The sequence below is a fragment of the Pantoea sp. B550 genome (assembly GCF_024158165.1).
Taxonomy (GTDB): domain Bacteria; phylum Pseudomonadota; class Gammaproteobacteria; order Enterobacterales; family Enterobacteriaceae; genus Pantoea; species Pantoea alfalfae.
Map to the genome: position 1 here is coordinate 3,061,945 of NZ_JAMYXI010000003.1, position 20,843 is coordinate 3,082,787.

17 protein-coding genes and 7 tRNA genes are annotated in these 20,843 nt (G+C 53.7%); 6 read left to right on the plus strand and 18 right to left on the minus strand.

Annotated elements, in window-relative coordinates; genetic code table 11:
• Positions 1-43 precede the first annotated feature (43 nt).
• On the minus strand, positions 44-1,468 hold the full coding sequence (gene miaB / locus NIM72_RS17280; RefSeq protein ID WP_253421307.1) for a tRNA (N6-isopentenyl adenosine(37)-C2)-methylthiotransferase MiaB: 1,425 nt from the start codon (positions 1,466-1,468) through the stop codon (positions 44-46).
• Between the two features lie 172 nt (positions 1,469-1,640).
• On the opposite strand from miaB, the gene ubiF reads away from it, so the two are divergent.
• The gene (gene ubiF / locus NIM72_RS17285; protein WP_253421319.1) at positions 1,641-2,813 is read left to right on the plus strand and encodes a 3-demethoxyubiquinol 3-hydroxylase; all 1,173 of its coding nucleotides are present in this window, start codon (positions 1,641-1,643) and stop codon (positions 2,811-2,813) included.
• 103 nt (positions 2,814-2,916) lie between these two features.
• Here ubiF and NIM72_RS17290 read toward each other — a convergent pair.
• The 12 genes from NIM72_RS17290 to nagB all read right to left on the minus strand — a co-directional run bounded on the left by NIM72_RS17290 (position 2,917) and on the right by nagB (position 9,803).
• A tRNA-Gln gene (locus tag NIM72_RS17290) sits at positions 2,917-2,991 on the minus strand.
• A gap of 28 nt (positions 2,992-3,019) precedes the next feature.
• A tRNA-Gln gene (locus tag NIM72_RS17295) sits at positions 3,020-3,094 on the minus strand.
• 6 nt (positions 3,095-3,100) lie between these two features.
• A tRNA-Met gene (locus NIM72_RS17300) sits at positions 3,101-3,177 on the minus strand.
• Between the two features lie 22 nt (positions 3,178-3,199).
• Positions 3,200-3,274, minus strand: a tRNA-Gln gene (locus NIM72_RS17305).
• Between the two features lie 35 nt (positions 3,275-3,309).
• A tRNA-Gln gene (locus NIM72_RS17310) sits at positions 3,310-3,384 on the minus strand.
• A gap of 22 nt (positions 3,385-3,406) precedes the next feature.
• A tRNA-Leu gene (locus NIM72_RS17315) sits at positions 3,407-3,491 on the minus strand.
• A 9-nt stretch (positions 3,492-3,500) separates the two neighbouring features.
• A tRNA-Met gene (locus NIM72_RS17320) sits at positions 3,501-3,577 on the minus strand.
• Between the two features lie 217 nt (positions 3,578-3,794).
• Entirely contained in the window at positions 3,795-5,462 is a 1,668-nt protein-coding gene (gene asnB, locus NIM72_RS17325) for an asparagine synthase B (protein ID WP_253421321.1), read from the minus strand.
• Between the two features lie 309 nt (positions 5,463-5,771).
• Complete coding sequence (locus NIM72_RS17330) at positions 5,772-6,524, minus strand: HAD-IIA family hydrolase (protein WP_013357117.1); 753 nt, start codon at positions 6,522-6,524, stop codon at positions 5,772-5,774.
• 39 nt (positions 6,525-6,563) lie between these two features.
• Complete coding sequence (locus tag NIM72_RS17335; protein WP_033731851.1) at positions 6,564-7,784, minus strand: N-acetylglucosamine repressor; 1,221 nt, start codon at positions 7,782-7,784, stop codon at positions 6,564-6,566.
• A gap of 7 nt (positions 7,785-7,791) precedes the next feature.
• A complete protein-coding gene (gene nagA / locus NIM72_RS17340; RefSeq protein WP_161732106.1) occupies positions 7,792-8,940 on the minus strand; it encodes an N-acetylglucosamine-6-phosphate deacetylase in 1,149 nt (382 codons plus the stop codon).
• 62 nt (positions 8,941-9,002) lie between these two features.
• Positions 9,003-9,803, minus strand: a complete 801-nt coding sequence (nagB, locus tag NIM72_RS17345; RefSeq protein WP_013357120.1) for a glucosamine-6-phosphate deaminase — start codon at positions 9,801-9,803, stop codon at positions 9,003-9,005.
• Positions 9,804-10,131: 328 nt separating this feature from the next.
• Here nagB and nagE point away from each other — a divergent pair, with 328 nt between their 5' ends.
• The 3 genes from nagE to NIM72_RS17360 all read left to right on the plus strand — a co-directional run bounded on the left by nagE (position 10,132) and on the right by NIM72_RS17360 (position 14,612).
• The gene (nagE, locus tag NIM72_RS17350) at positions 10,132-12,159 is read left to right on the plus strand and encodes an N-acetylglucosamine-specific PTS transporter subunit IIBC (protein ID WP_161732108.1); all 2,028 of its coding nucleotides are present in this window, start codon (positions 10,132-10,134) and stop codon (positions 12,157-12,159) included.
• Positions 12,160-12,311: 152 nt separating this feature from the next.
• Positions 12,312-13,979, plus strand: a complete 1,668-nt coding sequence (gene glnS, locus NIM72_RS17355) for a glutamine--tRNA ligase (protein ID WP_253421323.1) — start codon at positions 12,312-12,314, stop codon at positions 13,977-13,979.
• Between the two features lie 237 nt (positions 13,980-14,216).
• The gene (locus NIM72_RS17360; RefSeq protein ID WP_150037227.1) at positions 14,217-14,612 is read left to right on the plus strand and encodes a hypothetical protein; all 396 of its coding nucleotides are present in this window, start codon (positions 14,217-14,219) and stop codon (positions 14,610-14,612) included.
• Between the two features lie 65 nt (positions 14,613-14,677).
• Here NIM72_RS17360 and fur read toward each other — a convergent pair whose 3' ends face one another.
• From fur to ybfF, 4 genes are all read right to left on the minus strand, one after another.
• Positions 14,678-15,121: a ferric iron uptake transcriptional regulator gene (gene fur, locus NIM72_RS17365; protein WP_009091454.1), complete on the minus strand. Its 444-nt coding sequence runs from the start codon at positions 15,119-15,121 to the stop codon at positions 14,678-14,680.
• A gap of 347 nt (positions 15,122-15,468) precedes the next feature.
• Positions 15,469-15,999 carry a flavodoxin FldA gene (gene fldA, locus NIM72_RS17370; RefSeq protein ID WP_013357124.1) on the minus strand — a complete coding sequence of 177 codons (531 nt, stop codon included), beginning with the start codon at positions 15,997-15,999 and terminating at the stop codon, positions 15,469-15,471.
• Between the two features lie 132 nt (positions 16,000-16,131).
• The gene (gene ybfE, locus NIM72_RS17375; protein ID WP_161732113.1) at positions 16,132-16,407 is read right to left on the minus strand and encodes a LexA regulated protein; all 276 of its coding nucleotides are present in this window, start codon (positions 16,405-16,407) and stop codon (positions 16,132-16,134) included.
• A 168-nt stretch (positions 16,408-16,575) separates the two neighbouring features.
• The gene (gene ybfF, locus NIM72_RS17380) at positions 16,576-17,340 is read right to left on the minus strand and encodes an esterase (RefSeq protein WP_253421324.1); all 765 of its coding nucleotides are present in this window, start codon (positions 17,338-17,340) and stop codon (positions 16,576-16,578) included.
• 250 nt (positions 17,341-17,590) lie between these two features.
• On the opposite strand from ybfF, the gene seqA reads away from it, so the two are divergent.
• Together seqA and pgm are read left to right on the plus strand one after the other, a co-directional pair.
• Positions 17,591-18,139, plus strand: coding sequence for a replication initiation negative regulator SeqA (gene seqA, locus NIM72_RS17385; protein ID WP_013357126.1), 549 nt, complete (start codon positions 17,591-17,593; stop codon positions 18,137-18,139).
• Positions 18,140-18,165: 26 nt separating this feature from the next.
• Positions 18,166-19,806 carry a phosphoglucomutase (alpha-D-glucose-1,6-bisphosphate-dependent) gene (pgm, locus tag NIM72_RS17390; protein WP_253421327.1) on the plus strand — a complete coding sequence of 547 codons (1,641 nt, stop codon included), beginning with the start codon at positions 18,166-18,168 and terminating at the stop codon, positions 19,804-19,806.
• 335 nt (positions 19,807-20,141) lie between these two features.
• On the opposite strand, the gene kdpE is transcribed toward pgm, so the two are convergent.
• Positions 20,142-20,816 carry a two-component system response regulator KdpE gene (gene kdpE, locus NIM72_RS17395; RefSeq protein WP_222924359.1) on the minus strand — a complete coding sequence of 225 codons (675 nt, stop codon included), beginning with the start codon at positions 20,814-20,816 and terminating at the stop codon, positions 20,142-20,144.
• Positions 20,817-20,843 lie beyond the last annotated feature (27 nt).

Sequence of the window (20,843 nt, forward strand, 5' to 3'; positions counted from 1 at the left end):
TTGGCGGCAACGCAATGCGCGCTGCCGCACAATATAGCAGGTATCACGGCTGGAACAGACCCACGCCGATGTCGTTTTCTTTGCGGGTACGGGCAATCACGGATGCCGGGCTTTGCGCCATACGCAGGCCCATCTCTTCTTCAGTACGCACCAGCCTGCCGCGCAGCGAGTTGGTGTAGACATCAACAATTTCAACATCCACAAAGCGGCCAATCATCTCAGGCGTGCCTTCAAAATTGACTACGCGGTTATTTTCGGTGCGGCCAGAGACTTCCATGACGTTCTTGCGGGAGATGCCTTCCACCAGTATACGCTGCACGGTGCCGAGCATGCGGCGACTGATCGCCTGCGCCTGCTGGTTAATGCGGTCCTGCAGGATCCACAGACGCTGCTTTTTCTCCTCTTCACTGACATCATCCGGCAGGTCAGCAGCGGGCGTGCCGGGACGGGCAGAGTAGACAAAGCTGAAGCTGACGTCGAAATTGATGTCTGCGATGAGCTTCATGGTCTGCTCGAAATCCTGCTGGGTTTCACCCGGGAAGCCGATGATGAAGTCAGAGCTGATCTCAATATCCGGGCGCGCCGCGCGCAGCTTGCGGATAATCGCCTTATACTCCAGTGCGGTATGCGCGCGCTTCATCAGCGTCAGAATACGGTCTGCACCACTCTGAACCGGCAGATGCAGGAAACTCACCAGCTCCGGGGTATCGCGATAGACATCAATGATGTCATCAGTGAACTCAATCGGGTGGCTGGTGGTGAATCGAATGCGGTCGATGCCGTCGATAGCGGCGACCAGGCGCAGCAGCTCAGCAAAGGTACAGATCTCACCATCAAAGGTGGCACCACGATAAGCGTTGACGTTCTGACCCAACAGGTTAACTTCACGCACGCCCTGCGCCGCCAGCTGGGCGATCTCCAGCAGAATATCATCGCTGGGACGGCTCACTTCCTCACCACGGGTGTAAGGCACCACGCAGAAAGTACAATATTTGTTGCAGCCTTCCATAATGGAGACAAAGGCTGTCGGACCTTCTGCACGCGGTTCCGGCAGACGGTCAAATTTCTCAATTTCCGGAAAGCTGATGTCGACTACCGGGCTTTTGGTGCCGCGCACGGTGTTGATCATCTCCGGCAGGCGGTGCAGTGTCTGCGGACCAAACACAATATCCACGCAGGGAGCACGCTGACGAATATGATCGCCTTCCTGCGACGCCACACAGCCACCCACGCCGATAATCACATCCGGGTTGCGCTCTTTGAGTTTTCTCCAGCGTCCCAGCAGATGAAACACCTTCTCCTGCGCTTTCTCACGAATGGAGCAGGTGTTAAGCAGCAGAATATCTGCCTCTTCAGGGACCTCGGTCAGCGTATAGCCGTGCGTACTATTCAGCAGATCAGACATCTTGGATGAATCATACTCATTCATCTGACATCCCCAGGTTTTGATATGCAGTTTTTTTGTCATCGCGCTAGCCATTGATTCAGTGCAGTGAAGTGAGGGGCGCGTATTGTAATGCTTTGATGCTGTGGTGACCAGCCTGAGGGCTTTTCTGCCAGCCATCGGGTTTTCCGGTACACTTTGCTCTATTCAGACCCGCAATGCGCAGGCTGGCAGGAATAAGAGAGGGAGTTAAGCAATGCAGGATAATCAGTTTGATGTCGTGATTGTCGGCGGTGGCATGGTCGGTGCTGCGTTGGCCTGTGGACTGACACAGCACCATTTTCGCGTGGCGGTGATTGAGCGTGCCGAACCCGCGCCGTTTGATGCCGACAGCGATCCCGATCTGCGAATTTCAGCAATCGGATCTTCCTCGGTGGCGTTGCTGAAGCAGCTCAATGTCTGGCCGCGGGTCGAAGCGATGCGCAGTGCGCCCTATCGCAGGCTGGAAACCTGGGAGTGGCAGACCGCGCAGGTGAGTTTTGATGCTGCCTCGCTGGGCTTGCCTGAACTGGGCTTTATGGTCGAGAACAGCGTGCTTCAGCGGGCATTATGGGAGGAGATGCAGTCGCTGGGCGTGACCTGCTATTGCCCGGCCACGCTGGAAAACCTGCAGCCAGAAAATGGCGGCTGGCGCGTCGACCTTAACGACGGCATGGCCTTGCATACCCGGCTGGTGATTGGTGCAGATGGCGCAAACTCGCAGGTGCGGCAGATGGCCGGAATCGGGATTCATGGCTGGAGCTATGCGCAGTCCTGCCTGCTGATAAGCGTGACCTGCGAACATCCGGCAGGGGATGCGACCTGGCAGCACTTTACACCTCAGGGACCACGAGCCTTTTTACCGCTGTATGGCAACCGGGCCTCGCTGGTCTGGTATGACGCGCCCGCAAGAGTGCGTCAGCTTCAGGCGATGCCGATTGCCCAGCTGGAAAAAGAGATTGCCAGCCACTTCCCGGCGCGGTTGGGACGGTTTAAAGCCCATGCGGCGGGTGGCTTCCCGCTGGTGCGACGTCATGCTTCACGTTATGTCCTGCCTGGGCTGGCGCTGGTCGGTGATGCGGCGCATACCATTAATCCGCTGGCCGGGCAGGGCGTGAATCTGGGGTATCGCGATAGTGATGCGTTGATAGATGTACTGGTGAGCGCACGCGGTGCTGCGGAGGACTGGGCCTCAGAGCGGGTATTACAGCGCTATCACCGGCAGCGTCGCAAAGACAATCTGCTGATGCAGGGCGGGATGGATCTCTTTTATTTTGCCTTCAGCAATCAGCTGGCACCGCTGCGGTTTGCGCGAAATCTTGGACTGATTGCTGCCGAACATTCTGGCGTACTGAAGCGGCAGGTATTGCGTTACGCGCTGGGGCTATAGCCGCTTACGTGTTCAGGCTCGCCGCAGGGCGGGCCTGTAATCAGGATGGTGGAGAAGGGATAAAAACAACAAAGCCCGCAAAAGCGGGCCTGGTTGTGCAATTTGGCTGGGGTGCAGGGATTCGAACCCCGGAATGCTGGTATCAGAAACCAGTGCCTTACCGCTTGGCGACACCCCAATAATGGGCTTTTCAAATTGTCTTTGTATGGCTGGGGTGCAGGGATTCGAACCCCGGAATGCTGGTATCAGAAACCAGTGCCTTACCGCTTGGCGACACCCCAATTATATGGTGGCTACGACGGGAATCGAACCTGTGACCCCAGCATTATGAGTGCTGTGCTCTAACCAGCTGAGCTACGTAGCCAAATTGTACTGCATTTCAATGATGGCTGGGATACCTGGATTCGAACCAGGGAATGCCGGTATCAAAAACCGGTGCCTTACCGCTTGGCGATATCCCATTCGTCCGTTCTCAGCATACAAGAATCATCGAAATTGGCTGGGATACCTGGATTCGAACCAGGGAATGCCGGTATCAAAAACCGGTGCCTTACCGCTTGGCGATATCCCATCCACGCTGCCGAATAATGAAATGGTGCGGGAGGCGAGACTTGAACTCGCACACCTTGCGGCGCCAGAACCTAAATCTGGTGCGTCTACCAATTTCGCCACTCCCGCAAAAAAAGATGGTGGCTACGACGGGAATCGAACCTGTGACCCCAGCATTATGAGTGCTGTGCTCTAACCAGCTGAGCTACGTAGCCATCTTTTTTTCGCGTTACCTTCATCGGCGTTGCGGGGCGCATTATGCGGAGTTGACCAGACAGCGTCAACAAGTTTTTTACCGTTTTTTGCCAGATAATCGCTGTTTGACTGGCTTATAACCAGCCTGGCGGTTTATTCGGCAATTTTTCAGTGAATACAACGCTCATCGTAAAAAAATGGGCCATAACAGGCCCATTCCGGTGGCTTTCTGTCAGGTTATTTATAGGCTGACTGATGCACACCCACGGCACGTCCGGAAGGATCGTCCATGTTTTTAAACGCTTCATCCCACTCAATCGCTTTGGCGGAAGAACAGGCAACGGATGGACCGCCAGGCACACACTCTGCCGCACTCGCTAACGGGAACAGCTCTTCGAAGATCTCACGATAGAGATAAGCTTCTTTCGAACCCGGCGTGTTGAACGGGAAGCGGAAATGGGCGGTTGCCAGCTGCTGGTCGCTGATTTGCTTCGCGGCCACTTCCTTGAGTGAGTCGATCCAGCTGTAACCCACACCATCAGAGAACTGCTCTTTCTGACGCCACGCTACGCTCTCTGGCAGGTAAGAGGAGAAACATTCACGCAGAATGTGTTTCTCCATTTTACCGTTGCTGCCACACATTTTGTCGGCAGGGTTGATACGCATTGCCACATCCAGGAATTTTTTATCCAGGAAGGGTACGCGGGCTTCAACGCCCCAGGCGGACATCGCTTTGTTGGCACGAGCGCAGTCGAACATATGCAGCGCCTGCAGTTTACGCACGTTTTCTTCGTGGAACTCTTTGGCGTTTGGCGCTTTATGGAAGTAGAGATAGCCGCCAAAGACTTCGTCTGCACCTTCGCCTGACAGCACCATCTTAATGCCCATTGCTTTGATTTTACGCGACATTAAGTACATCGGCGTAGAGGCGCGAATGGTAGTGACGTCATAGGTTTCAATGTGATAAATCACATCGCGAATCGCATCCAGACCTTCCTGCACGGTGAAATGAATTTCGTGGTGCACGGTGCCCAGATGTTCAGCGACAGATTTTGCTGCTTTTAAATCAGGTGAACCTTCCAGCCCGACCGCAAAGGAGTGTAGCTGCGGCCACCACGCATCACTTTTATCCTGATCTTCAACCCGTTTCGCCGCAAAACGCTTGGTCACGGCTGAAATGATGGAGGAGTCCAGACCGCCTGACAGCAGCACGCCATAAGGGACGTCTGACATCAGGTGGCTTTTCACGGACTCTTCAAGCGCATGTTTCAGGCCTGCCGCATCAGTGGTGTTGTGTTCAACGTTTTTGTATTCCATCCAGTCACGCTGCCAGTAACGACGGATTTCGCCATCGGTGCTGGAGAGATAGCTTCCCGGCGGGAACTCTTTGATCGAACGACACGCCGGTACCAGCGCTTTCATTTCTGACGCAACAAACAGGTTGCCGTGTTCATCGTTACCCATATAAAGCGGGATGATGCCGATATGGTCGCGGCCAATCAGATACGATTTCTTAACGCTGTCATAGAGGATAAAGGCGAACATGCCTTCCAGCTCATCAAGGAAATCGACACCTTTCTCCTGATAGAGCGCCAGAATCACTTCACAGTCAGAACCGGTCTGAAATTCATAGCGTTCGCTGAGCTCAGCGCGCAGCGCCTGATGGTTGTAAATTTCGCCGTTAACGGCCAGTACGTGGGTGTGATCGGCGTTGTACAGGGGCTGTGCGCCGTTGTTAACGTCAACAATTGAGAGGCGTTCATGCGCCAGAATAGCCTTGTCATCTGCATAGACGCCTGACCAGTCCGGGCCGCGATGACGCATTAGGCGCGAACATTCCAGCGCTTTCTTGCGCAGCTCAACAGGATCGGTTTTCAGATCCAGCACACCAAAAATTGAACACATAACTGACTCCTGATCTCACCCTACGGCGATGTTATCTTTTGCGTTTGTCCGGCAGCCTGACGCTGCGTGATAGATAAGAAAATGCGCTATTTGGTGCATTCAATGCAAGAGGAATCGTGATTTACTGATAAAAATATTGCTCACATGGCAATAAAATTAAATAAACGATATTTTTAACGTTGTTTTGTTGTTGGATCGGCAATGAAATGGTGTTTGTGAGTAAAAAATAGACAGTGAAAGTAGGCGGGAATATGCAAAAAAAGGGGGGACGCATCACAGATTAACCGGATGCGTCATAAGAAAAATGAATCAGAACAGATCAATATCGGCAACAGAAGGGTAGATCCAGTCCGGACGGAACGGCATGGCATCGATATCACTCAGCGTCGAGACGCCTGACAGCACCAGTACTGTCTCCAGACCTGCCTGGAAACCGGCGAGAATATCGGTTCGCAGGTTATCACCCACAATGACCGTCTCTTCCGAGTGGGCCTGCATTTTATTCAGCGCGGCACGCATGATGTAAGGGCTAGGTTTACCCACCACAAACGGGCTACGACCTGAGATCTTCTCAATACCGGCGCAGAGCGCGCCACAGGCGGGTATAAAGCCGCGCGCGTGCGTATCGGGGTTGGTGGCGATAAAGCGCGCGCCGTTAGCGACGAAGAAGGCCGCTTTGTGCATCATGTCCCAGTTGAACGAACGCGTTTCCCCGACAATGACAAAATCGGGATTCACATCCGTAATGGTAAAGCCCGCTTTATAGAGCTCATGAATCAGCGCGCCTTCACCAATGACATAGGCCTTTTTACCCTCCTGACGACGCAGGAAGTCGGCGGTAGCCATGGCAGAGGTATAGAAAACGGATTCAGGAACCTCAACACCAGCCGAAGCAAAGCGGTTAGCCAGATCCTGCTCGGTCTGCGAGGGATAGTTTGTCAGCACCACCAGCGGCATCTCTTTGGCCAGAATACGCTGTAAAAATTCCTGTGCGCCAGGAACGGCCGTGTTGTCGTGCATCAGCACGCCATCGATATCACAAATTACGCTTTTAATGGTCATAGTCAGATCCGATGTGGCCCGCCACAACAGCGGGTAAGCTTAGTCTTCCAGAAGATGTTGCAGCAGAATGCCGTTAAGCATGGCACGTTTAGCCAGCGCAAACGCACCAATCGCAGAACGGTGATCCAGGGTAGAACGCACCACCGGCAGATTTTTACGAAAGGCCTCTAATGCCTGGGTGTTGATGCAGCCTTCAATCGCGGGCAGCAGCACTTTTTCTGCTTCCGTAATCTCGCCCGCCAGCACCACTTTTTGTGGATTAAACAGGTTAATCGCAATGGCAATCGCTTTGCCCAGATACCGGCCTACCTGTTCGACCACTTCGCAGGCCAGCGCATCACCCTGATTGGCCGCTTTGCAGATGTGGGACATCTGGCACGCCTCCAGCGTCAGTACACTGGGGTAGCCCTGATTCAGCAGATGCCGCACACGATTCTCAATGGCGCCGTTAGCGGCAATGGTTTCAAGGCAGCCAAAGTTACCGCAGTGACAGCGCTCGCCAAGCGGGTCAACCTGGATATGGCCGATTTCGCCGACGTTGCCGTTGCTGCCGAGGAAAATATGGCCGTTAGCAATAATGCCGGCACCCGTGCCGCGGTGTAAGCGCACCAGGATTGAGTCAGCACAGTCGCGGCTTGCACCGAAATAGTGCTCGGCCAGCGCCAGACTGCGAATATCGTGCCCCACAAAGCTGGTGACGTTGAACCGTTTTTTCAGACTGGCGACCAGCGGCCAGTGGCTGACAGAGATGTGCGGCATATAACGAATCACGCCGTTAATCGGGTCAACCAGGCCCGGCAGGATGACGGAAATCGCAATCAGCTCGCGTATTTTACGCTGGTGCTGCTCGATGAAACCGCTGATGGCGTTAAACAGCGCATGTTCCAGCGTCTCCTGAGTGCGTTCAGGCAGCGCATAATCCTCCTGCGCCAGCGATTTACCGCTAAGGTCGAACAGGGTCAGGGTGGCATCGTTGCGGCCGAGGCGAACCCCGATGGTATGGAAGTGGCGGGTTTCAGTGATAATCGAGATAGCGCGGCGACCACCGGTAGACGCCTGCTGGTCTACCTCTTTGATCAGGCCGCGCTCAATCAACTGGCGGGTAATTTTGGTGACGCTGGCGGGGGCGAGCTGGCTGAGTTCGGCAATCTGAATGCGCGATATCGGCCCCTGTTGATCAATCAGCCGGTAAACCGCTGCGCTATTAAGTTGCTTAACAAGATCGACATTTCCTATTTGTGACTGGCCGCCAGTGGTCATTCAGTGCTTACTCGCTCAGGACGTCGTCTCCGTTGACTAACGTCTTAATGATTTTAAAGTCGCGCGTAAACACAGTCAGGTTCGCGATTTTTCCTGCTTCGATCGAGCCCAACTGTCTTTCCACGCCCATCGCCCGTGCCGGGTAGAGTGATGCCATGCGTAACGCTTCGTCCAGTGCGATACCGACATGCTCGACGCTGTTTTGTACCGCTTCAATCATCGTCAGGGCCGAACCACTGAGTGTGCCGTTTTCGTCAACACAGAGGCCGTCACGATAATAGATTGTTTTTCCAGCAAAAATAAACTCGCTGATGTCAGCGCCAGCCGGTGCTGTGGCATCCGTTACCAGCACCAGTTTGTCGCCTTTGATGCGTTTTGCATTGCGCACGTTAGCGTAATGTACATGTAAACCATCCGCAATAATGCCGCAGTATACATCAGGCGAATCAAACAGCGCACCGATAAGCCCGGGTTCACGTCCGGCAAACGCCGGCATAGCATTGTAGAGGTGGGTCGCGAAACTCACGCCCGCAGCAAAGCCCGCTTTCGCCTCTTCATAGGTCGCATTCGAGTGACCTGCTGAGACAATGATTCCGGCATCGGTCAACTGACGAATCACGTCGCTGCCTGCGTTTTCCGGTGCCAGGGTGACTTTGGTAATGACGTCTGCGTTGTCGCAAAGATACTGCACCATCGCCGCATCCGGCAGGCGAATCAGTGCCGGATCGTGTGTGCCTTTTTTCGCTTTGCTCAGCCACGGGCCTTCCAGATGCAGACCCAGCGCCTGATGCTGATGTTTCTGCAGGTAAGCGCGCATGGTTTCAATCGCCCGCTTCATCAGCGCGTCGCTGCTGGTGATAAGCGTCGGTAAAAAGCTGGTGCAGCCAGACTTTTCATTGGCGCGCTGCATCGTTTCCAGCGTCTCAATGCTGAGCGCATCCAGGCTGTCATTGAACTGCACGCCACCGCAGCCATTAAGCTGGAGATCGATAAAGCCCGGCGCAATAATCGCACCCGCCATATCCCGCTGCTCAATATCAGCCGCGAGCGATTCACGCGGGCAGACGCGCGCAATGTGCCCGTCTGCCACCACGACGGCGTGATTATCCAGAATCTCATGGCCGCTGTAGATCCGGCCGTTTACTAATGCGTACATCTCTCTTCTCCCGTCCTGGCCTGCTGTCACTCAGCGTAACAGCAGGGCAAGGCACTATTCTGTTACACGCCTTTCATATTTTCCGCTTCCATTTCGCGGAAATATTTCACGGTTTTCACTTTCAGTTCCATGGTGGCTGGCTCATCACAGACCACAACCGATTTCGCATGCAGCTGCAGACAGCTGATGGTCCACATATGATTCACGTTACCTTCAACTGCTGCCTGCAGTGCCTGCGCTTTGACATGACCGGTAACCAGAATCATGACTTCTTCGGCATCCAGCAGCGTGCCGACGCCGACCGTCAGCGCATATTTAGGTACCTGATCCACGTCCCCGTTAAAGAAGCGCGAGTTCGCCACGCGGGTGTCATGGGTCAGGGTTTTAATACGGGTACGCGAAGCCAGTGACGAAGCCGGTTCGTTAAAGGCGATATGACCGTCGTTGCCAACGCCGCCCATAAACAGGTGAATTTTACCCAGTGCGCGAATTTTCTCTTCGTACTGACGACATTCTGCGTCAATATCAGGCGCATTACCATTCAGCAGGTTGATATTTTCCGGTTGAATATCAACGTGATCGAAGAAGTTGCGATACATAAAGCTGTGATAGCTTTCAGGATGCTCTTTTGGCAGACCGACATATTCATCCATATTGAAAGTCACGACATGTTTAAAACTGACCTGGCCCGCTTTGTGCATATCAATCAGGTGCTTGTACGCCTCCAGTGGCGTGCCGCCGGTTGGCAGACCCAGAACAAAAGGCCTGTCCGCCGTCGGGTTAAACGCATTGATGCGGTTAACAATATGTCGGGCGGCCCATTTACCTACCTGGGTTGGCGTCGCTAATGGAATCAGTCTCATGTTTCACCTCAATTAAAAATGGAAAGGGGATCGCTAAACCGCTGCGTTAGTCATCAGCCAGAGCAGATGATCTATTCTCGCCACGGGCGGAGCACAATTCAATATTTCGGATCATAAAATAAGTTTGTGGTGATAGCCAGATGTTGCCGTGTGACACGATGTTTTTTAGTGATAAAAATCACATTTACCAGGGTTTTAATTTGCGAGGCGAATTAATTTATCATTACACTTCGCTGCGTGATATGAAGTGTATTAACGATCTTTGCAGCTGACATAACAACATTAAGCAGCGCAAAGCGACAAGTCAGGCTCATAGGGGGAAGGGGATATGTTAGGTTACTTACAAAAGGTGGGGCGCGCACTGATGGTGCCGGTAGCAACCCTGCCAGCAGCAGCGATATTAATGGGGGTCGGTTACTGGATTGATCCAGACAGTTGGGGGGCAGGTAATGCGCTGGCGGCATTACTGATCAAGTCGGGTGCGGCAATCATTGAGCACATGTCGGTGCTGTTTGCGATCGGTATTGCCTACGGCATGTCAAAAGATAAAGATGGTGCCGCAGCGCTGACTGGCTATGTCGGCTTTCTGGTGGTCACCACGCTCTGCTCACCCGCTGCAGTGTCGATGATTCAGAAAATTCCTTTGGATCAGGTGCCAGCAGCCTTTGGCAAAATTGAAAACCAGTTTGTCGGCATCCTTGTCGGTATTCTGTCGGCAGAGGTCTATAACCGCTTCAGCCACGTTGAACTGCCTAAGGCACTCTCTTTCTTCAGCGGACGCCGGCTGGTGCCGATTCTCGTGTCGTTCCTGATGATCTTTGTCGCTTTTATCCTGATGTATATCTGGCCCGTGGTGTTTAATGGTCTGGTTAACTTTGGTGAACATATCCAGAAGCTCGGCTCTGCCGGTGCCGGTATCTACGCCTTCTTTAACCGCCTGCTGATTCCGGTCGGTCTGCATCACGCCCTGAACTCCGTGTTCTGGTTTGATGTTGCGGGCATTAATGACATTCCTAAATTCCTGGGCGGTGCACAGTCACTGGCTGATGGGTCGGCAACCGTGGGCATTACCGGTCGTTATCAGGCAGGCTTCTTCCCGATTATGATGTTTGGTCTGCCGGGTGCTGCGTTGGCCATCTATCACTGTGCGCGTCCAGAGAACCGTGTCAAAGTCGGTAGTATCATGCTGGCTGCCGCGTTTGCTGCCTTCTTTACCGGTATCACCGAACCGCTGGAATTCTCCTTCATGTTCGTGGCGCCAGTACTCTATCTGATTCACGCCGTCCTGACCGGCATCTCGGTCTTTATCGCTGCCAGCATGCACTGGATTGCCGGATTTGGTTTCAGCGCCGGGCTGGTGGATATGGTGCTGTCGACCCGTAACCCGCTGGCAACACACTGGTACATGCTGATTCCGCAGGGGCTGGTCTTCTTCGTTATCTACTACGTGGTATTCCGCTTCACCATCAAAAAATTCAACCTGATGACGCCGGGCCGCGAGCTGGCAGTTGCGGGTGATGAAAGTGATGGTTATGACGTCAACGTGGATAAAACTGACAATGGCGAAACGGCCACTGAATCGCTGGCGCGTCGTTATATTGGTGCCGTGGGCGGCTCAGCCAACTTAACCAGCATCGATGCCTGCATTACCCGCCTGCGTCTTAACGTGAATGATTCGGCGCAGGTTAATGAAGGCGTTGCTAAGCATCTGGGCGCATCCGGGGTGATCCGCCTTAATAAGCAGAGCGTGCAGATCATCGTGGGTACCCAAGCCGAAAGCATTGCCTCGGCGATGAAAAAAGTCCTGACCAAGGGGCCGGTCGCGGCCGCGGCTACCAGCAGTGCGCCAGTGGAGCCTGACATTAAACCGCAGGCCGTGCTGAACAGTGAGAAGCGTGTTATTGCGACATTGCTGGCACCGGTATCGGGCGAAGTGGTCGCGCTGGATGATGTGCCGGATGAAGCCTTTGCCAGCAAAGCAGTTGGCGATGGTCTGGCGATCAAACCCAGCGACAAATGGGTCGTGGCACCGATTGACGGTACGCTGGTGAAAATCTTCAACACCAATCACGCCTTCTGTCTGGAAACGGAGAATGGTGTAGAGATAGTGGTGCACATGGGACTGGATACCGTGGCGCTGGAAGGTAAAGGCTTTACCCGTCTGGCTGAAGAGGGGGCCACGGTGGTCGCCGGTCAGCCTGTGCTGGAAATGGACCTTGAATTCCTCAATGCCAATGCCCGCTCAATGGTGAGTCCGGTCGTGGTCAGCAACAGCGATGATTTTGCCGGTCTGACATTACTGGCCCGCGGTCAGGTGGTGGCAGGTGAAACTCCGCTGTATGAAGTGAAAGGCTAATCCCCGCAACATAACCCCACAGGCAGGAAGCGATTCCTGCCTTTTTTGTTTTAAAGGCTTAACAAACGGTTGTTTCCCTCAGACGCTTTGTGGATCATACTCCGTTACTTCGTGGTACAAATCACCCGTTATTCGTATTGAGGATTTTTGAGATGAGTGAGGCTGAAGCCCGCCCAACTAACTTTATTCGTCAGATCATTGACGAAGATTTGGCGAGCGGTAAGCACAGCAGCGTGCATACCCGTTTCCCGCCAGAGCCCAATGGTTATCTGCATATTGGTCATGCGAAATCGATCTGTCTGAATTTTGGCATCGCCCAGGATTATCAGGGGCAATGCAACCTGCGTTTCGACGATACCAATCCGGTTAAAGAGGATATGGAATTTGTTGAATCCATCAAGCGTGACGTCCAGTGGCTGGGTTTTGAGTGGAGCGGTGAGGTCTGTTACTCATCAAACTATTTTGATCAGCTTTATGACTATGCTATCGAGCTGATTTCTAAAGGTCTCGCCTACGTTGATGAGCTGAGTCCGGATCAGATTCGCGAATATCGCGGCACCCTGAAAGAGCCGGGCAAAAACAGCCCTTATCGCGATCGCAGCGTGGAAGAGAACCTGGCGCTGTTTGAGAAGATGCGAAACGGTGAGTTTGCCGAAGGCACTGCCTGTCTGCGCGCGAAAATCGACATGGCCTCTAATTTTATCGTGATGCGTGATCCAGTGCTTTACCGCATCAAGTTCGCGGAACACCACCAGACCGGCAACAAGTGGTGCATCTACCCGATGTATGACTTTACCCACTGCATCTCCGATGCGCTGGAAGGCATTACGCACTCGCTGTGTACGCTGGAGTTCCAGGATAACCGCCGTCTCTATGACTGGGTGCTGGATAACATCACCATTCCGGTTCATCCGCGCCAGTATGAGTTCTCGCGCCTGAATCTGGAGTATGCGGTAATGTCGAAACGCAAACTCACTCAGCTGGTGACCGAGAAGCACGTTGAAGGCTGGGACGATCCGCGCATGCTGACCGTTTCAGGTCTGCGTCGTCGTGGTTACACCGCCGCCTCTATCCGCGAGTTCTGCCGTCGTATCGGCGTGACCAAGCAGGATAACATCGTGGAGATGGCCTCGCTGGAGTCCTGTATCCGTGATGACCTGAATGAGAATGCGCCACGTGCTATGGCTGTGCTGGATCCGTTGAAAGTGGTGATCGAAAACCTGCCAGCTGGCCATAACGAAATCATCACCATGCCAAATCATCCGGGTAAACCGGAGATGGGTACGCGTGAAGTGCCGTTCAGCCGCGAGATCTGGATTGACCGTGCCGATTTCCGCGAAGAGGCGAACAAGCAATATAAGCGCCTGGTGCTGGGCAAAGAAGTCCGCCTGCGCAATGCCTATGTGATTCGTGCTGAGCGCGTCGCTAAAGATGAAGCGGGCAACATCACCTGCATCTACTGCACCAGCGACGTAGACACGCTGAGCAAAGATCCTGCCGATGGCCGTAAGGTCAAAGGGGTCATTCACTGGGTGTCTGCGGATCACGCGCAGCCAGCAGAGTTCCGCCTGTATGATCGTCTGTTCAGTGTGCCAAATCCGGGCGCGGCAGAGGACTTCCTGGCGGTGATCAACCCTGAGTCACTGGCGATCAAACAGGGCTTTGTGGAACCGAGCCTGCGCGATGTGGAACCAACCACTCCGTTCCAGTTTGAACGTGAAGGTTATTTCTGCGCCGACAGCGTTTACTCTACGCCATCGCAACTGGTGTTTAACCGCACCGTCGGTCTTCGTGATACCTGGGCGAAAACTGGCGAATAAATTTTTTTTGAGGCTGACCTCATAAAATGACAAAAGGGCGATTTATCGCCCTTTTTTGTTGCCCTGATTTTACTCATTGCCGACATTTATTCTGATCTAACCGCAACCGATTAAATGCGGCATTGTGAGAGAAATCTGAGTTTAAAAAAATTAATCAATTTCCAGATGTGAATTATCCGCTTTCAGGTAGGCTATGCGCTCTCAGAGGTTGCAAAGCGGGTTACAGAAGGAAAAAAAATGACAGTTCTCGCCCAGGAAGCCAGAAACAGTGTGGTCGTTTTACATCAGCTCATTGAACGTATTTTTAACCAGCCTGCCGGATCTGACGACAGTTTTGAGCTGCTGATGTCCTATTTTCATCCTGAATTCCGCATGGTCACCCCAAAGGGCAGAGAGTGCAATCTGAACGAGGTCGAGGCGCTTTTCCGGCAGTTGCAGGGACAGCGCGAAGGGATGCGCATTGTCACCTGCGAACACGTCATCCTCTCTCATCATGAAAAAGAGATCACCGTACAGTATCGCGAAATGCAGATGATGAATGGCAATAATCAGAGCCGTATCTCGCTGGCGATACTGGACTGCAGCAGCTCTATTCCACGCTGGCGCTATCTGCAGGAGACGCTGGTCGCCTGATACAACAGCCGAAGACAGACGAAAAAAAACCGGTGAATTCACCGGTTTTTTTATTTCAGGTCGCGTTACTGGTCGTGCAGGGTTTCGTCTTCCCGGCAATCACCCAGCGTACAGTGTCCATAGAGATAGAGGCTGTGGTTGGTCAGCTTGATGCCATGACGGGTGGCGATTTCACGCTGACGCGTTTCGATCGACTCATCGCTGAACTCAATAACCTTGCCGCAATCCAGACAGATCAGATGATCGTGGTGATGCTGCTGCGTCAGTTCAAAGACAGATTTACCGCCTTCAAAGTTGTGACGGGTCACGATACCGGCGTCATCAAACTGGTTCAGAACACGGTAAACGGTAGCCAGGCCAATCTCTTCGCCGATGTCGATCAGGCGTTTGTACAAATCTTCCGCACTGACGTGATGGCACTCAGGTTCCTGAAGCACTTCCAGAATTTTCAGTCTGGGCAGCGTCACTTTCAGGCCAGCCTTCTTTAATGCGGTGTTATTGTCAGTCATGCGGATTTTGTCCTGTCACTATATTCACTTTTGTGGCTTATCGCCTTGAATGTCGATCTGCGCTCATTCTCATTTGCGTCTCATTATAGAACTGAAGCGATGAAATGAAAACCAGAGGGCGTGCCTGAATCATCACGGGCTGTGGGGGATAGGTCACCGGGCCGGGGAGGATTCTGGCAGATGTCTGTTGGTACATCGCTTAGTCTTACCGCCTGAAAAAATAAGCGGAAGATCGATGCGGGTATTCTACAGATTAAACGGAGAAAGTTAAAAAAATGTGGCTATTATTTCTATAGGAATTTCCATTGCCTCAATGTGAGCTGGCGCTCACATTGAGGCGGGCAGGATCAGGCTTCAAGGATATCTTTCAGCTGCAGTTCATCAGAAATCTGCTTAACCCACTGCTCTACGCGCTGGTTGGTCAGTTCAGGCTGACGATCTTCATCGATGGCCAGACCCAGGAAGTGGGTATCATCGGCCAGCCCTTTTGAGGCTTCGAAGTGATAGCCTTCTGTTGGCCAGTGGCCCACTATTACGGCACCGTGCGGCTCAATGATGTCACGGATCGTGCCCATCGCATCACAGAAGTACTCCGCGTAATCTTCCTGATCGCCGCAGCCAAACAGCGCAACCAGCTTGCCGTTGAAATCGATCTCTTCCAGCGTCGGGAAAAAATCATCCCAGTCGCACTGCGCTTCACCATAGTACCAGGTCGGAATGCCCAGCAGCAGGATATCAAACGCTTCCAGATCTTCTTTTGTGCTTTTCGCGATGTCATGCACTTCTGCAACGTCTGTACCCAGCTGTTTCTGGATCATTTTTGCAATGTTTTCGGTATTGCCGGTATCGCTGCCAAAGAAGATGCCTACGAGTGCCATGAGTAAAATAACCTCTTAAATCCTGATAATGAGATGTGTGCCGCGGCACATTTCAGCGAATAATAGCAGACGAGAGAAAACCGGTGAACGGTTAAAGCCCCGACATTTGCTCCTGCGTGCGTTTTGCCCGCATTAATCCAGTTGGAGCTGTGCCAGCAGCATCTGTTCAATCAGTTCGCTGCGGCTGAGATTGCGCTGTTCTGCCAGCGTGTTGAGCGCATCGACGGCTTCACTGTTCATTTTCAGTTCGACACGACGAAGTCCGCGTCCTTTGTCACGTTTGAGTTGATTGCGCTTGTTAATGCGCAGCTGTTCATCACGCGAAAGCGGGCTGGTTTTGGGTCGACCAGGGCGGCGCTCATCAGCAAAGAGATCGAGCGTCGTGCGGTCAGTCTGTTCTTTTGCCATGGCTTAGTAAAACTGAATGGGGGCGGGCGCCAGTCACTCACCGCGCAGATTATAAATTATTGGCCATTGCCGCAGCAAAACGGACGCGCGGCAAAATTTTAGCGCGCCATCATACTTCACGCTTACTCCGGACGCCAATCCTAAACCTTTGCCGCCATCTATTTGCTTTTAAAGCGCAAAAAAGCGACGGACACTGCGCAAAACGGCATCGGGTTTCTCTGCATGAACCCAGTGTCCCGCGCCTCCAATGACATGGGCCTGCGCGGCAGGGAACTGCTGCAGTAGCGCATCGCGGTAGCGGTTGTCCAGATAGCTGGAGTCGCCGCCGCGAATAAACAGCGCCGGATGATCCCAGGCCGGAACCGGCTGCCAGCCCGAGATCGTGGTGTAGTTATCCCACAGCACCGGGACGTTAAAGCGCCACTCGCCCGCCTGAAATGACTTCAGCAGGAACTGAATCACCCCTTCTTCATTGATAAGCGTACGCATAATCTTCGCCGCCTCACTGCGTGACGAGACGCCTGCGTCGGTTACAGCTCGAATGCCGGCAAAGATCTCGTCATGGCGGCGGGTCTGGTAGTCGACCGGGGCGATATCGATCATCACCAGCCGCTCAATGCGGTCCGGCACCAGCGCGCTCATGGTCATGGCGATCTTGCCGCCCATTGAGTGACCGATCACCGCGACGCGTTCAATGCCGTGCGCATCCAGCGTATCGACCATGTCCTGCGCCATTACAGCGTAGTTCATCTCGTCAGATCGTGGAGAGAGTCCGTGGTTACGGACATCAACCTGCAGCAGAGGACCGGCATCTTTCAGTCCGCGCGCCAGCACGCCAAGGTTATCCAGACTGCCAAAAAGGCCATGGATAAGCAGGACAGGTAAGGAATCAGCAGGGGATTGTTCAGTTTGCAGACGGGCGTTCAAAATCATAGCAAAGTTCTTAAGTTTGAGACCTGTGCTTAGGTTATCATGGTTTCACCTTTTCAGGCGCGCCGGTTCCGGCGGCATTAGGACATATTCTGACTTTTGCCCGTAAACCGTTTGATTGCTAACAACCCGCCTGAATTTAACTTTATAATCCTGATGTTAGAACCCGCACATCCTTTGAATTGCCTGACTATACTCAGAGCTTTTCAGGAAACAGGTGGTTCTGTCATGAGAAAGAACCGTACGGAATAAGATGAAAACGATCGAAGTTGACGAAGAGCTCTACCGTTATATTGCCAGCCACACGCAACACATTGGTGAAAGCGCATCCGACATTCTGCGTCGTATGCTGAAGTTCACTGCCGGTCAGACTGCACCCGCTTCGCCTGCTCAGCCAGCCTCAAAAGAGGCAGCGAAAGAGTCTCAGCCTGCGTCTGTCGGTTCGCGCCCGCAGGATCGTGTCCGCGCGGTGCGAGAGCTGCTGCTTTCCGATGAATATGCGGAGCAGAAGCGGGCGGTGAATCGCTTTATGCTTATCTTGTCAACGCTCTATCGTCTTGATACTGCAGCTTTTGCTGAAGCTACTGCATCTTTGCAGGGCCGCACCCGCGTCTACTTTGCCGGTGATGAGCATACGCTGTTACAGAATGGCACCCATACTAAGCCGAAGCATGTGCCCGGCACGCCGTACTGGGTGATCACCAACACCAATACCGGTCGTAAATGCAGCATGGTCGAACACATCATGCTCTCGATGCAGTTCCCTGCGGAACTGACCGAGAAAGTTTGCGGCACCATCTAAAACTTAAGCGTCAGGGAGCAGCGCCAATGGCCAATCACCCACGTGCCGGGCAAACCGCCCAGCAGAGCGATTTGATTAACGTTGCACAATTAACGTCACAATATTATGTCCTGCAGCCCGATGTGGCGAACCCGGAACACGCGGTGAAATTTGGCACCTCTGGCCATCGTGGCAGTGCAGGGCGTCAGAGCTTCAACGAGATGCACATTCTGGCTATCGCTCAGGCGATTGCTGAAGAGCGTAAAAAGAACGGTATCACCGGGCCTTGCTACGTTGGTAAAGACACCCATGCGCTATCAGAGCCGGCGATCCTGTCGGTGCTGGAAGTGCTGGCGGCGAACGGCGTTGATGTGATTGTGCAGCAGGACAATGGCTATACGCCGACCCCTGCAATCTCGAACGCGATTCTTGAGCACAACAAAGCGGGTGGACCGCTGGCTGACGGTATCGTCATCACACCATCGCACAACCCACCGGAAGATGGCGGCATCAAGTACAACCCACCTAACGGTGGACCGGCTGATACCAACGTCACCAAAGTGGTGGAAGATCGCGCCAATCAGCTGATCAAAGATGGGCTGAAAGAGGTGAAACGTCTGCCGCTGGAACAGGCGATGGCGAGTGGCCACGTGGTCGAGAAAGATCTCATCCAGCCTTACGTTGAAGGTCTGGCAGAGATTATCGACTTCCCGGCGATCCAGAAAGCGGGTCTGAAGCTGGGTGTTGATCCCCTGGGTGGTTCCGGTATTGCTTACTGGCAGCGTATTGCTGAGCATTATAAGCTGGATCTGACGCTGGTGAACGACGCAGTCGATCAGACCTTCCGCTTTATGCATCTGGATAAAGATGGTGTTGTGCGCATGGACTGCTCGTCTGAAAGCGCAATGGCAGGTCTGCTGGCCTACCGTGACAAGTTTGATCTGGCGTTCGGCAACGATCCCGATTATGACCGTCACGGCATTGTGACCCCGGCGGGTCTGATGAATCCAAACCACTATCTGGCGGTCGCGATCAACTATCTGTTCCAGCATCGTCCACAATGGGGCCAGGATGTTGCCGTGGGTAAAACCCTGGTGTCCAGCGCCATGATTGACCGTGTCGTCAACGACATTGGCCGCAAGCTGGTGGAAGTGCCGGTTGGCTTCAAATGGTTTGTTGATGGTCTGTATGACGGCAGCTTTGGTTTCGGCGGCGAAGAGAGCGCGGGTGCTTCATTCCTGCGTTTCGACGGCACGCCATGGTCAACGGACAAAGATGGCATCATCATGTGTCTGCTGGCGGCTGAAATTACCGCCGTGACCGGTAAAAACCCGCAGCAGCACTATGATGAGCTGGCCGCGCGCTTCGGCGCACCAAGCTACAACCGTCTGCAGGCATCCGCCACTTCGGCGCAGAAAGCTGCGCTGTCGAAGCTGTCACCAGAGATGGTGAGCGCAGATACGCTGGCGGGTGATCCCATCACCGCGCGCCTGACGGCAGCACCAGGTAACGGTGCTTCAATCGGCGGTCTGAAAGTGATGACGGAGAATGGCTGGTTTGCGGCCCGTCCATCAGGCACCGAAGACGCTTATAAAATCTACTGTGAAAGCTTCCTGGGCGCAGAACATCGCGCGCAGATTGAGAAAGAAGCCGTAGAGATTGTTAGTGAAGTGCTGAAAAACGCCTGATTAGTCGGCGCATCGCGCGCCTCAGAGCTGCTGACAAACTCACATCAGGGTAAATCTGACCGCAACGGATTTATTTAACGCGCAGGGAGCAGGGTCAGAAGAGGAAAGCGTCACACGCCATGGACAAAAACGCCGGGAGCGTTTTTGAATAACGCAAAGCGTTAGCCCGGCAACGGTCGCACCTCACGGATGAGGTGCGTAATCGCGTGGGCCGAGCTGGTCATGGATTAGCTTTAGCGTCTTTCCGATCTGACCCTGTTTCCTGAGCAAGCTCGGTCTCACAGCGAACCGGGCCAGAATTTGTTGACAGTCTCAGGCGCCTCTGGCGCCTTTTTTTATGGCATAAAGCGATAGCCGATCCCGGTTTCGGTCAGCAGATGCGCCGGTTGGGTTGGATTCGCTTCCAGCTTCTGGCGCAGATGACCCATATAGATGCGCAGATAATGGCTGTGCTCAACCGCATTGGGTCCCCAGACCTGGCTCAGCAGCTGCCGCTGCGTCAGCACCTTGCCGGCATTATTCAGTAGAATACTCAACAGACGAAACTCAATCGGGGTGAGGTGAATCTCACTGCCGCCGCGCTGTACCCGCCGTGCGGCAAAATCGACACTCACGTCGGCAAAGTGAATCCTGGCATCAGGCTGCTGGCCACTGTGCCGGCGCAGCGCCACCCGCACGCGCGCCAGCAGTTCGCCCACGCCGAACGGTTTGGTCAGATAGTCATCGGCCCCTGCATCCAGTGCGGCGATCTTATCCTGCTCATCACTGCGCGCCGACAGTACAATCACCGGGATAGCGCTCCACTGGCGCAGGTCGCGAATAAAATCGGTGCCATCTCCATCAGGCAGGCCAAGATCGAGGATCACAAGGTCTGGCTTGCGGGTCGCCGCTTCAATTAGTCCGCGCTGCAGCGTATCGGCATCAAACACCTTCAGATCTTCATTTTCCAGCGCCAGCCGGACAAAGCGGCGGATCTCTTTTTCATCTTCAACGATCAAAACCGTGGTCACGCAATACCTGCCTTGAGTGAGGGCCGA